This is a genomic window from Yinghuangia seranimata (genome assembly GCF_029953285.1).
In the GTDB taxonomy this organism is placed as follows: Bacteria; Actinomycetota; Actinomycetes; order Streptomycetales; family Streptomycetaceae; genus Yinghuangia; species Yinghuangia seranimata.
In genome coordinates, this window is the sequence record NZ_JASAOI010000002.1 from 284161 (window position 1) to 296581 (window position 12421).

The 12421-nt window shown below is 71.3% G+C and carries 11 protein-coding genes; 4 read left to right on the forward strand and 7 right to left on the reverse strand.

Annotated features, from left to right (window positions below):
* Positions 1 to 27 precede the first annotated feature (27 nt).
* Positions 28 to 1230: an MFS transporter gene (locus tag QI554_RS01535; RefSeq protein WP_281464909.1), complete on the forward strand. Its 1203-nt coding sequence runs from the start codon at positions 28 to 30 to the stop codon at positions 1228 to 1230.
* A 245-nt stretch (positions 1231 to 1475) separates the two neighbouring features.
* The gene (locus tag QI554_RS01540) at positions 1476 to 1652 is read left to right on the forward strand and encodes a hypothetical protein (RefSeq protein WP_281464911.1); all 177 of its coding nucleotides are present in this window, start codon (positions 1476 to 1478) and stop codon (positions 1650 to 1652) included.
* Positions 1653 to 1665: 13 nt separating this feature from the next.
* Here the strand turns inward: QI554_RS01540 and QI554_RS01545 are convergent, their stop codons facing one another.
* From QI554_RS01545 to QI554_RS01575, 7 genes are all read right to left on the reverse strand, one after another.
* Positions 1666 to 2802: a serine hydrolase domain-containing protein gene (locus QI554_RS01545; RefSeq protein WP_281464914.1), complete on the reverse strand. Its 1137-nt coding sequence runs from the start codon at positions 2800 to 2802 to the stop codon at positions 1666 to 1668.
* Positions 2803 to 2932: 130 nt separating this feature from the next.
* Entirely contained in the window at positions 2933 to 3391 is a 459-nt protein-coding gene (locus tag QI554_RS01550; protein ID WP_281464916.1) for a CYTH domain-containing protein, read from the reverse strand.
* Positions 3392 to 3464: 73 nt separating this feature from the next.
* Positions 3465 to 4472, reverse strand: coding sequence for an alpha/beta hydrolase (locus tag QI554_RS01555; protein WP_281464918.1), 1008 nt, complete (start codon positions 4470 to 4472; stop codon positions 3465 to 3467).
* A 223-nt stretch (positions 4473 to 4695) separates the two neighbouring features.
* Positions 4696 to 5445, reverse strand: a complete 750-nt coding sequence (locus tag QI554_RS01560; RefSeq protein WP_281465171.1) for an FAD:protein FMN transferase — start codon at positions 5443 to 5445, stop codon at positions 4696 to 4698.
* Positions 5446 to 5482: 37 nt separating this feature from the next.
* Positions 5483 to 5932, reverse strand: coding sequence for an FMN-binding protein (locus tag QI554_RS01565; protein WP_281464920.1), 450 nt, complete (start codon positions 5930 to 5932; stop codon positions 5483 to 5485).
* A 66-nt stretch (positions 5933 to 5998) separates the two neighbouring features.
* Positions 5999 to 7360 carry a ferredoxin reductase family protein gene (locus tag QI554_RS01570; protein WP_425527895.1) on the reverse strand — a complete coding sequence of 454 codons (1362 nt, stop codon included), beginning with the start codon at positions 7358 to 7360 and terminating at the stop codon, positions 5999 to 6001.
* Positions 7361 to 7491: 131 nt separating this feature from the next.
* Complete coding sequence (locus QI554_RS01575; RefSeq protein WP_281464921.1) at positions 7492 to 9069, reverse strand: FAD-dependent monooxygenase; 1578 nt, start codon at positions 9067 to 9069, stop codon at positions 7492 to 7494.
* 304 nt (positions 9070 to 9373) lie between these two features.
* Between QI554_RS01575 and QI554_RS01580 the strand changes: the two genes are divergently transcribed.
* Positions 9374 to 10936 carry a ComEC/Rec2 family competence protein gene (locus QI554_RS01580; protein ID WP_281464923.1) on the forward strand — a complete coding sequence of 521 codons (1563 nt, stop codon included), beginning with the start codon at positions 9374 to 9376 and terminating at the stop codon, positions 10934 to 10936.
* Positions 10937 to 10983: 47 nt separating this feature from the next.
* Positions 10984 to 12408, forward strand: coding sequence for a hypothetical protein (locus tag QI554_RS01585; RefSeq protein ID WP_281464925.1), 1425 nt, complete (start codon positions 10984 to 10986; stop codon positions 12406 to 12408).
* Positions 12409 to 12421 lie beyond the last annotated feature (13 nt).

Genomic DNA, 12421 nt, shown 5'->3' on the forward strand with positions numbered 1-12421 from the left:
AGCGTGCACGCGATTACGGTCGGCGCCATGCGCGGTGATTTGCGACGTTGGTCCCCCTGTCTGCTCGGCGGGGCGGTGTTCGCCGTCTGCATGATCGGCACGACGCTGCCGACGCCGCTGTACGGGCTCTACCAGGAGAAGTTCGGCTTCTCCGAGCTCACCGTCACCGTCGTGTACGCCGTCTACGCCGCCGGAGTCATCGGCATGCTGCTGCTCGCCGGCAACGCCTCGGACGCCGTCGGCCGACGACCTGTCCTGCTCGCGGGCCTCGGCTTCGCCGCCGTGAGCGCGGTCTGCTTCCTCGCCGCCACCGGGCTGGACTGGCTGTACGCGGGGCGGCTGCTCTCGGGACTGTCCGCAGGGCTGTTCACCGGCGCCGCAACGGCATACGTGATCGAACTGGCCCCGCACGGCGGCGGCTCCCGCGCCACCTTCGTGGCAACCGCCGCCAACATGGGCGGCCTCGGCTGCGGCCCGCTGCTGGCCGGACTGCTCGCGCAGTACGCCCGATGGCCGCTCTACCTGCCGTTCATCGTGCACCTGGGCATGCTGGCCTGCTCGGCGGCCGCCCTGCTCTGGCTGCCCGAGACCGTACGCGACCGGCAGCCGCTGCGCACCGTCCGCCCGCAACGGCCCGCCCTACCCCCATCGGTACGACCGGTGTTCGCCCCGGCAGCGATCGCCTCCTTCGTGGGCTTCGCCCTGTTCGGCGTGTTCACATCCGTCAGCCCGGCCTTCCTCGCCGAGTCCCTCGACGTCCACAACCACGCGGTCACCGGCCTGGTCGTCGCCCTCGCGTTCTTCGCCTCGACCGCCGGCCAATGGGCCGTCGGCCGCGTCGGCGTCGTCCTGTCCCTCCCCGTGGGCTGCGCCGCACTCCTCGCGGGACTCGCCCTGCTGGCAGGCGCGTTGGCCTGGGACCTCCTTCCGCTGATCATCCTGAGCGCCCTGATCGGCGGCGGCGGCCAAGGCCTCTCCTTCCGCGGAGCCATGTCCGCCGTAGCCGACGCCACCACCCCAGACCGCCGCGCCGCCGTGATCTCAGCCCTCTTCGTCGTCGCCTACACCGGAATCTCGATCCCGGTCATCGGCGTAGGCCTCCTGGTAAGCCCCATCGGCCTGGAAGGCGCAGGCCTCGTCTTCATCGCCTGCATGGCCCTCCTCGTCACAACCGCAGGCATCTACCTCCTCCGCCGCCCGGTCCCGACCCCCGACGCCTCGGCCGCGTAGGGCAAAGCGTTACCAGGCCGCGCTGGGCCCGTCTGAATCGGCGGTGTCATTCTGGGACGGACCGGTTCCTACGGCGCATCTGAATCGCGTGCGAGGCATCTATGTCCTCTGGTCCGAACGAGCAACCGCCGCCATGGCCGCCGCCCCCGTGGCCGCCGCCCCCGTACATGGGCCGTCCGTCAGGAGGGGGAGGGACGTCAGGAGGGGGAGACGCGTTTGGCTACGCCCATGCGTCGCCGGGCCCCATGGGCGACCTGAAACGCGGATTCCGCAGCAAAAAGGGCCAGTGGCCGAGGTTTGGCCTGTCGCGGCGGGACCTGCTCCACAACGCGCCCGTGTTTCTGGGGCTCGCGCTGCTGTCCGCGTTGTACTGGGCCGCCGTGGTCGCGATCGGCGTGCTCGTCGTCAAGTTGCTGTGGTGAGCGCCGGTCCCGGTCAGCCGCCGTAGATGTGGTTCGGGGTGGCCAGGGTGGTGATCGCCTTGGCCAGGAGGCTGCTGGGTGCCTTGCCGCCGTGCTGGGAGTCGGTGTTCAGCAGGACGACCAGGGTCGCGTCCTCGTCCGGCAGGTAGACGGCGACGCTCTCGTAGCCGGGGATCGAGCCGTCGTGGCCGATCCAGCCGTGGGTGTTGAAGATGCCGAGGCCGTAGGTGGTGTCCGGGATGCCGGTGGGCAGTCCGTTCAGCCGCTGGGCCTGGGTCCGTGCGCTCAGCAGGGTGCCGGTGGCGAGGTCCTCGGCCCAGACCCGCAGGTCGTGCAGCGTGGAGATCATCGCGCCGGCGGACCACGCCCAGCTGGGGTTCCAGTTCGTGGTGTCGGCGGTCTCGCCGGTCAGGGTCTGGTTGCTGTAGCCGTGCGGGTGCGGGGTCGGGAACTCGGCGCCGGACGGGAACAGGGTCCGGTGGAGACGGCTCGGGCGCAGGACGCGGTCGTGGATGACGGACGCCAGGTCGCGGCCGGTGACCTTCTCGATCACCAGGCCGAGCAGCAGCAGGTTGGAGTTGGAGTAGTCGAACTCCGTGCCGGGCGGGAAGAGGTTGTCGTGCTTCATCCCGTAGGGGAGGAGTTGCTCCGGCGCCCACTGCCGTTCGGGGGCGCTGAGATAGGCCTTGAGGAGGTCGGCGTCGCTCGTGTACGAGAAGAGGCCGCTGCGCATTTCGGCGAGTTGGCGCAGGGTGATGTGCTCGCCGTCGCGAACGCCGTCGATGTATTTGGAGATGGGATCGTCGAGGCCGATCACGCAGTCGTCGACGAGTTCCAGCAGCGCGGTGACGGTGAAGGTTTTCGTTTCGCTGCCGATCCGGAAGTACATGTCCTCGTCGACCGGCAGGCCGGTGGCCGTGTCGGCGACGCCGAAGGAGCGTACGTAGTCACGGTGCCCGGGCCGCCACAGCCCGACGACGACGCCGGGGATCCCGGCCTCGGCCATGGTCTGCCGAACGGCCGCATCCAATCGGTCGGCGAGGCCGCGGGGCGCGGCGCCGGCCTGCGTCGGGAGGGCGGTGGGCAGGAGAGCCGCCAGGGCGAGGGCCCCGGCCGCGAGGGCGCGGCGCATCGTGGACGGTGCTCGCATGGGGTGGTCTCCTCCGATGGCGCCACGGCGGTCGCTCCGTGACGATCATCGGTGTCGAGCGCCCGCCGTCCGGGGTGACGCACCGGGCCGGTCGGGTGAAGCCCTGCTCCGGCGGGATTCCGTTGAAGCCCTACTCGGCCGGGACCCCGTGTCGTGCGAGATTGCGGTTGCCGTACGCGTCGACGCCGGTCACCTCGCGCCCGAACCACGCGGGCGGGGAGAAGGCGTCGGCCTCGCCGAGGGACGCGAACTCGACCTCGACCGTCCTCAGACCCGCCAGCGCGCCCTCGTACACGTCCACCTCGGCGGTGACGCCCCCGACGTCGACCTTGAACCGTGTCTTCTCGACCCGCGCACCCTCGGTCGTCGGCCACAACGCGGCGAACTGGTCCGCGGAGATCTCCACTTCGGTCTCTCCGCGGACCAGTCCCGACCCGGTCTTCACACAGATGGTGTGGGTGCCGCCCATGCCGCGCACGCGCACCTCGGGGTCGCCCGGCGCGATGTAGCCCTGCCGGACCGCCTTCCCCTCGGCGGGCAACGGCGGTTCGCCGTCGACGAGGAACTTGCGTTCGATCTCCGTACCCATGGACGACCGCCTTTCCCGCGTGTTGCAGCACATCATCGCGCAGCGGCCGCGGCGGTGCAGGTACGTCGGCCGGCTACTCCGCCGGCCGCAGATGGGCGACGATGGCCTCGATGTCGGCGGCGACGATCCAGGTGTGGATGGCGTGGCCCTCGCCGATCATCGGCTTCAGCTCGTAGGGGATGCCGGCCTGGTCGAGCTTCGCGCCGAAGTCCTTCTGGCTCTGCAGGACCTTGGCCTCGGTGATCTCGTTGAAGAACGGGAGCGTCACCGTCACCTGGGTGCTGTCCCCGGCACTGAGGAAGATGCGCTTGCCGCGGTAGCGCTCGATGTTCTCCATGGGGTTGTCTGCGCTGACGCGGGCCTCGGCCCAGGGCGCTCCGTACACCATCCCGCCCGCGAGGTCGTGCATCGACGAGAAGTTCGCCCAGTGGGTGAGCAGCCCGTTGTAGCCGCGCATGTCGGCCGGCCCGGAGTAGGCGCTGACCGAGGAGAAGTGGCCGTAGTACTTGGCGGTGTACTTCAGCGCCCCGAAGCCGCCCATGGAGAACCCGGCCACGGCGCGCCCGGCGAACTCGGCGTGGGTGCGGAAGTTCGCGTCGATCCACGGAACCAGCTGGTTCATGTGGAACGACTCCCAGTTCCGCGGCCCGATGAACGAGCTGACCGGGTTGCAGTACCAGCCGGCGTACCCGCCGTCGGGCATGACGATGATCAGATCCCTGCCCGCCGACAACGTGCGGATGTCCGCGAAGGTGTCCCACCACCGGAAGTCGTTGCCCTCGCCGCCGCCGTGCAGCAGGTACAGGACGGGGTACCGCTTGCCGCTGGTCGCGTAGTCCGCGGGCACCACCACGTTGACGCCGGGGCCGGTCGGCCAGCCGATCTCGGCGGTCTTGAACCGGTAGTACTTCAGCCGCGGGTCGCTCTCGTTGCTGTCGATGATCTGCAGCCCGAAGCCGTCGCCGACCGCGCTCGCGGACGAGGCCGCCGCGACGACGCCCGCGCCCCCGAGGGCGAGCGCGGCCGCGGTGCCGCCGAAGGCCTTCAGGACGCCGCGCCGGGAAGGGTGGAGCTCGGTCACGCTGATCCCCCGATCGAAGGACGATGGGACGCGGCAGGCAGCCCGAGGCCGCCGGGCAGCGGTGCTGCCGGGCTTCGGGAGGACGTGTGCCGCGTCGGATTCGCGACGATCACACCCCAGGCGGTGGCGATGGTCAAGGCACGCCGGGATCAGCTTTCCTGCCCCGAGGCCGAGCCGCCGAGGTCAAATACTTCCAAGCCCGGAGCGGCCGGATCCCCTAGCGTCAAGGCGCTTTCCTGCCTACGCGGGCGGTGCCGGCGGCCCTTGAGAACCCAGTCGTCTCCCAGGTCCGTCCGCCCGGCAGGACCGCGAACGCCTCGAAGCCGTCCAGGGTTTCGATCCATCCGCGGGCGGCGGGGCCCATCACGAAGGCGGCGGTCGCGTACGCGTCGGCGAGCGTGAGGCTCGGCCCCGTGACGGTCAGCGACGCGAGGTCGAGGGCGGGCCGGCCGGTGCGCGGGTCGACGATGTGGTGGCCGCGCTCGGCGGTGCCGGAGGTGCCGACCGCGAAGTCGCCGCCGACGGCGACGGTCGCGAGACGACCGGCGCGGAGCGGGTCGGCGATGCCGACGCGCCACGGTCGGCCGGGCGCCGACTCACCGCGGGCGCGCAGGTCGCCGCCGCCGTTCACACAGGTGTTCGTGGCGCCCGCATCCGCGAGCAGACGGGACGCGTGTTCGATCGCCCAGCCCTTCACCAGCGCCGTCGGGTCCAGCGCACCCGCATAGGTGAGGCTGAAACAGCCACCGCTCACCTCCGCGACATCGGCGCACAGCCCCAGGACTTCGGCGACCTCGGGACCGGCGTCCGCCACGGCCAGCTCGCCGCGCCGGATGCGGCTGACCCGGCTGTCCGCGCGGTACGTGGAGAACTCCGCGTCGACGTGGTGCAGCCACGCGACGCCCTCGCGCACGGCCGCCCGGATCCGGTCGGTCGCACGGTCGCGGACGTCGAACGAGAACACCGTGCCCATCACGTGCTCGACATGGCGCAGCCCGCGCCCGGCGTCGTCAGCCACCGGCCTGGTCCAATGCGCTCTGGAGGGACTGGATATAGCCCTCGCTGGTGTACGTCGCGCCCGAGACGGCGTCGATCTCCGCGTTCTGCGCGCTGATCGCCTCCTGGGTGAGGCGGGGCAGCGCACGGCTGGAGATCTCGCGGTCGCGCCGGTCGGCGGTGGGGGACTGGAGCACCGTGACGCCGGTGATCTTCCCCTGGTCGAGCGTCACGGCGACCTGCACCGCGCCGTAGCGGGTGCTGACGGCGTCGCCGGTGAACGTGCCGGACGTCGACGCGCCGGTCCCGCCGGTCCCGCCGGCCCCCGCACCCGACGTGGTACCGGCGTCGGCGCGCGGCGCGGCCGGCGCGGCGGTCGGGACCGCGGCATGGTGCGGCTTCAGCGCCAGCAGCAGGACGACGGCCGCCACCAGCGAGGCGGTGCCCAGTGCGGCTCGGCTCATGGAGCGGCTCCTTTCGTGAGATCCGTGAGACCCGTGAGGTCGTCGGGTGCGGAGGACAGGCGCCCGTCAGAACGCGAAGGACTCGTGGTGGATGCGGTGCCCCGGCACCCCGCACGCGCGCAGCCCCTCGACGGCGGCGGCCGTCATCCCGGGCGGCCCGCACACGTACACGTCGTGCTCCGCCGCGTCCGGCACGAGCCGCAGCAGCTCGGACGGCGAGAACGGGTCCGCGCGCACGTCGGCGTCGAGCACGTAGCGCACGGCCGTGCCCCGCGCCGCCGCGATCGCGTCCAGCTCCCCGCGCAGCGCCAGGTCCTCGACGCGCCGCGCCCGGTAGACCAGGGTGACCCGGCCCGGCAGCGTCTCGAACAGCGCGCGCAGCGGCGTGATACCGACGCCGCCCGCGATCAGCAGCACCTTGTCGCGGGTCTGCCGGCTCGGCGTCAGCGCGCCGTACGGCCCCTCCGCCCACACCCGGGTGCCCGGCGCGAGCCGCGCCAGCGCCGCACTGTGCCCGCCGGCCGCCTTGACCGTGATGCGCAGCCCCTGCGGATGCGCGGGCGCCGAGAGCGAGTACGGGTTGGCCGCCCACCACAGCCCGGGCGCCAGGAACCGCCAGCGGAAGAACTGCCCCGGCAGCGCCTGGAGTTCCTCCATGTGCCGACCCGTGACGTACACCGACACCACCCCCGGCGCCTCGGCACGCACCCCGGCCACGCGCAGCCGGTGGCGGAGCGCGCGGCGTACGGGCACCGTGAACCGGTACCAGACCAGCAGCAGCGCGACGCCCACGTACAGCGCGTACCAGGCGAACGTGGCCGCCTCGTTCCCGACGAAGTCCGCGCCGTTGGACAGCTGGTGGAAGAACGCCAGGAAGACCGCGAGATAGGTGGCGAAGTGCAGGACGTGCCAGACCTCGTACGGCATCCTGGCCCGGGCCGCGCGCGCGGAGACGACCGCGGTGCCGACCAGGAGGAGGAACCCGACCGTGCCCTTGAGCAGGTCGGGGTAGTGGAAGACCAGGTCCCCGGTCTCGTCGACCACCCCCGTGTGGTCGGTCAGCGAGTAGCCCGCGATGACCAGCGCGACGTGCGCGGCCGCGAGCGAGATCGTGTACCGGCCGCCGACCGCGTGCCAGCGGGCCAGCCGGTCGGACCCGACGTGCCGGTCGAGCACGGGCACCCGGGCCATCAGCGCCAGCAGCACCGCGCACGCGTATCCCGCCAGCAGCCCGGTGATGCGGCCCGCCCCGGTCAGCCACCCGGCCGGCCCGACCACCGCGGCCGTGTCGCGCCACCACAGCGCGACCACCGCCCCGGCGCCGGCCCAGATCGCGGCCTGCGAGGCGCCGACCACCAGGCGCGCGGGTATGCGGGCGGGCGGGGTCGGGACCGTGGTGGTCCGGTGCCCGTACGCGGTCGTGGCCACGGCTCGGCCCCCTCTCGGTTGTCCAGGTCGGACGAAAGCTCTGGATGAGCTGTCAGCCTGGCAAGCCAACCTCTGAGGACCGTACGAGCCGCATGAGAATTTCGTGAGACAACGCCGGGAATCCGGCGGACTCAGCCGACGGGCACGCCCGTGACCGCCGCCAGGGCGTGTTCGAGCACGCCGTCGTCAGCCGGACGGTCGGTCCAGCGCGCGGCGATGTGGCCGTCCGGGCGGACGAGGAGGGCCCCCGTCCAGCCGAGGCGGCACAGCGCCATGTGCTCCTCCGGGAGGCGCTCGAGGCGGAGCGGCCACGGCCCGCCCGACCGCGGTTCCCAGCGCTTGGGATCGGGGGTGAGCACGGTGAACCACTCGCCGCACGCGTCGAGGGTGGAGCGGTACCCGGTGAGCCACGCGTGCGGCATGCGGTGCCCCGGCTCGGGGACCGGGATGTAGTCGGTGCCGTCGCCGGACCGCTCGGGCGCGGCCGCGCCGCCGTCGGCGAGGACCGCGTCGGAGTCGTACGCCACCCCGAGCACCAGGCCCAGCTGGGCGAAGTAGCGTTCCGTCCACGGGAGGTCGATCGGGGCGTCGGCGCCGCCGTCGGCCTCCAACTGCTCGCGGCGCCGCGTCTGGACCTCCACCACCAGCTTCGTGTTGGCCACCGTCTGCCGGAGCGTCTCGAGGGCGACCGGCATCCGCTCCGGCTCGTACGTGTCCAGAAGACGCGGCCCGGCCCACCCGTGCAGGACGCCCGCGAGCTTCCAGCACAGGTTGTGCACGTCGGCGACGCCCGCGTTCATCCCGAGGCCGCCGATGATCGGGACCGCGTGCGCGGCGTCCCCGGCCAGCAGGACCCGGCCGCCGCGGAACCGGTCCGCGACGAACGCGTTCATCACCCAGTGCTGGACCCGCAGCACGTCGGCGCCGACGTCCGCGAACGGGCGGCCGAGCGCGCGCGAGACGAGGTCGTCCCAGCCGTCGCGCGTGGCGGCGTCCTCGGGTGTGGGGCCCAGCCAGGCCCAGCCGCCCTCGGGGTAGAGCGGCATGAGGGTTCCGTGCGCGGTCAGGTACACGCCCGCGGGCTCCCGGCCGCGCCGGCCGTCGAGGTCGGCGTCGAACACGACGGTCGTGAAACCGCCCAGCTCTCCCGGCCCGGTGACGCCGATCCCGAGCAGGTCGCGGACCGTCGAGTGCGCGCCGTCGGCGGCCAGCACGTACCGGGCGCGGACCTGCGTCTCCGCCCCGCTGTCGCGGTCGACCAGCCGTGCCACGACCCCGTCGGCGTCCTCGGCGAGGCCGACCAGCTCGACCCCGAACCGCAGCGGCGCGTCCGACGCGGCGAGCAGCATGGGCTCCAGCCGGTCCTGTGAGGTGACGACGCCGGTCACCGGGCTCTCGGGGACCGGGTCGTGGACCCCGACCATCGCCGCGGTGGCGAAGTCCCGGTCGTGCAGCGTGTCGCGGAAGCGGATCCGGCCGTACTCGGGGGCGAACGCGGCGTCCGCGACCACGGCGCCGAGCCCGAGGTGCCGGAAGACCTCCATCGAACGCACGTTGACCAGCCGCGAGCGCGGGAACGGCGACAGCTCCCGGTGCTTCTCGACCAGGACCGTCCGCACGCCCCAGCGCCTCAGCAGCGCGCGGGCGGTGAGCCCGACGGGCCCACCGCCGACGATCAGCACCGGCACGTCGTCGTCGGGCACGGGCATATCGAGATCCTTTTCGTTCGCCTTGCGTCGTCTTTTCCGGCATTCGAATTCGGCCATCTTCACGTGCCTTACGGCGGGTCCCCGGAAGGCGCACCGCGCGGCGTCCGACGAAGGGCCGAAACCAGCCAAACAGCGGCGGGGAGATCTGCCCGTACGGCGTCGCAAAGCGCCGTGCCGGATCAGCTGTTTCCCAGGAACTCGGGTCTGGTGTTCGGTATTTGCTCGGGTCTATGGTCCGCCTGGGGGAATTCGCGGCAGACGCCGCCTGGGGGGAAGTCGAGCAACGACGTCCGGGGGGACAACCATGCCCGACAGCGCAAGCCTGGAGATCCATCACATCAACGTGAGCCAGGGCGACTCGGTCCTGATCGTCATTCGTGATCTGGACGAGGTGGAGAAGCTCCTGCCACCGGGCTCCGTCCCGGACGATCCGATCGACTACGTGCCCGAGGCGATCCGCCTGAAGCGCGACATGTCCGGGACCGTGAAGAAGGCCCTGCTCATCGACGCCGGCGACACACAGTTCGGCGGCGACGTCGTCGGCTACCTGAAGCAGCACGGGGTGGTGGCCGGGTTCGGCTACCAGCCCCTGCTGGAGGTCCTGATCAGCCATCCGCACCAGGACCACATGGCCGGCATACGCAGCATCTTCAAGCAGCGGGTCGACCCGGCGAAGGGCCGGAAGGTCACCTACGTCGACTACATGCGGCCCGCCGTGCTCTACAAGGAGCTGCCGCACAAAGACACCGACCCGACGTCCAAGACCTGGAAACTGCTGGTGGAGGACATCGACAAGGCCACGACCGCCAAGCCGGGCACCAAGCTGGTGCACGTGCTCAAGGGCGGGCGCGCCGACTCCCGCAATCCGACGAAGATCAACCTCGGGAAGATCAACGGAATTTCGGTGGACCTGACGCTGATCGCCTCGGGTCAGGGCGTCCACAACGCGCAGACGGGCACGATCAAGGAAATAGCGACGGTCGGCGCGCAGACATCCACATCCACCAAGGGGAAGAAACGCAAGAAGGGCGGGAAGACCAAGGTCGACCAGAACGACCGGTCGATCGTGGGCGTCCTGCAATACGGCTCGTTCCGCTACTTCCTCGGCGGCGACATCGCCGGCAACGGCGGCGCGGCGGGCGGAAACTTCCTCGACTGCGCCGTGGACACGTCGAAGAAGAAGAGCTACTCGCAGCACGCGAATGTGGAAACGGACCTCGGCGAAGCGCTCGAAGCGTCCTTCCCGAAGACCAAGCTCGTCCCCGACACGGTCACCCCGACGGACCCCAAGGCCCCCAAGGCCCCCAAGCGCCTCATCTATCCGCCGGGCGAGCCGATCTTCCTCCACAACGGCTACGCCACGGTGATGAAGGCCAACCACCACGCGAGCTCGTCGAGTTGCGACATCCACCTGTTCGGGACACTGCGCCCGCTGCTGTTCATCGTCAACTCCGGCGTGAAGTCCCGGCCGCACGGCCACCCCACGAAGGAGACGATCAACCGGGCCACCGCGAGCCACACCGCCAAGTGGCAGCTGCGCGACGGCACGACGATGGTGGACAACACCGTGGCGCAGGTCTATGTCACCGAGTGCGCGGAGACCTACCACGGCGGGGAGTTCGACACGGACCTCTACGACGGCAAGATCATCGGCGACATCGTGGTCCGCCCCGTCGACGGGACCGTGACCGCCTGCCAGGACGCGATCGAGTCCGGGACGAAGCTGCGGGTGCAGGTGTACGGCACCGGAAAGCAGACCGCGCGCTTCTCGAACCGCAACGCGCTGCGCGACCTCGACGCCCGGGACGTCAACGCGTCCGGGAGCACGTACCCGATGGGGCCCTGGGAGCACGAGGACACGCACTAGTGGGACACGCGGCGCGTGCCACACGGCACGCGCCATAGGGGGGAACGATGGCAGTCACCGTGTCCGACACGCAGGTGGACGGGCAGTACATGCTCGCGGGCACCGCCCGCGGTTCGACCGCCTTGGCGCCGCTCGGCCGCTGGTACAAGCAGGTCGGCGCGCACTGGTTCGGAGTGGACGACCGGTTCGCCGATCCGGTGGTGGTCCGGGCCTACTACGACCCGACGCTCGACACCAAGGCCCGGACCGAGTTGGCGAAAGGGGCGCACGGCCTCCCGGGCAGCCCGGGCGACCGCAGCGTCCAGCACATCGGCTACATGCAGTTCACGGCGATCGAGTTCCTGGGTGTCCCGATCCCGCCGAAGGAGTTCGGCGGGCGGTTCGCCGAGCGCCAGCCGTACATGGCCGGCAAGCGCTTCGAGACGCTCGACTTCATGGGCCCGTCGGACGCCGGGGCGCGCAACATCTTCATGCCGTACTACCCGTACAACGCGATGCTGACGGACACCACCATCACGCCCCTCAATTCGAACGTGCGCTTCTACCAGCAGCCGCTCACCAACGGATCGCTCTTCTGCCCGTCGGTCATCGGCACAGGCCAGTCCCTCGTCGCGTCCCTGGCCGCGGAGGTCTCCGTCGGGATGGTCACCAAGGAACAGGTCGACGACGCCCTCAAGGGCCTCGCCCCGGTCCTGGTCTTCACGCGCAGCGGCGACGAGGCCCTCCTCGAGGGGTACCGCGCCGCGCTGACCCGCCTGGAGACCGAGCCCCTGACGGGACAGACCACGGCCTGGCTGGCCGGCCTGGACGAGTCGAAGGTCACCGCGCAGGTCATCGGCGACTACGTGCTGCTCGGCCTGCCCGACCCGGAGGACCTCGGGGACACCGTGGTCGTCCGCACCTTCCCGACCAGCACGGACGTCGAGGTGTACGTGATCTCCGGCTACGACGCCGCGGACCTGGACGCCGAAGCCGCCCGCGACACGCTGTGGCGGCTCAAGTCGTACCTCCTCGACAACAACCTCACGCCCGCGTCCCGGCGGGACCTCGACCCGCCGACCGGCCGCGGCGCGAGCGGCCTCAACCGCGCGCCGTACCTCCTGAACGCCGGCCCCGCCATCGAGATCAAGTACTGGTCGATGCCCGTCTCCCTGCGCTACGGGCGGCACAGCCGCGACCTGTCCACCGGGACGATGCTCCCCGGCATCCAGTGGTCGGCGCTGCTCGACTACGACGAGGACACCGGCCTGATCACGGTCTCCGCCATCCGCGAGCCCGTCGCGGCCGACGCCTTCCCCCTGCTGCCCGTCCTCAACCGCTACAACGAGGCGCGCCAGGAACTGGGCGGCGGCAGCATCGACACCTCCAACTTCACCAAGGCCGCGATGAAGCGCGAGCAGTTCACCACCGCGGCGCGGCTCCGCTTCGTCGACAAGGACGGCCGGGACGTCGCGGCCGGCCAGGACGACTGACCCCGACCCGAGG

Coding starts and splice junctions, on each gene's coding strand:
- QI554_RS01580 (WP_281464923.1), top strand. CDS start 9,374: ATGCCCGACAGCGCAAGCCTGGAGATCCATCACATCAACGTGAGCCAG.
- QI554_RS01540 (WP_281464911.1), top strand. CDS start 1,476: ATGGGCGACCTGAAACGCGGATTCCGCAGCAAAAAGGGCCAGTGGCCG.
- QI554_RS01535 (WP_281464909.1), top strand. CDS start 28: ATGCGCGGTGATTTGCGACGTTGGTCCCCCTGTCTGCTCGGCGGGGCG.
- QI554_RS01585 (WP_281464925.1), top strand. CDS start 10,984: ATGGCAGTCACCGTGTCCGACACGCAGGTGGACGGGCAGTACATGCTC.
- QI554_RS01565 (WP_281464920.1), bottom strand. CDS start 5,932: ATGAGCCGAGCCGCACTGGGCACCGCCTCGCTGGTGGCGGCCGTCGTC.
- QI554_RS01560 (WP_281465171.1), bottom strand. CDS start 5,445: ATGGGCACGGTGTTCTCGTTCGACGTCCGCGACCGTGCGACCGACCGG.
- QI554_RS01545 (WP_281464914.1), bottom strand. CDS start 2,802: ATGCGAGCACCGTCCACGATGCGCCGCGCCCTCGCGGCCGGGGCCCTC.
- QI554_RS01550 (WP_281464916.1), bottom strand. CDS start 3,391: ATGGGTACGGAGATCGAACGCAAGTTCCTCGTCGACGGCGAACCGCCG.
- QI554_RS01575 (WP_281464921.1), bottom strand. CDS start 9,069: ATGCCCGTGCCCGACGACGACGTGCCGGTGCTGATCGTCGGCGGTGGG.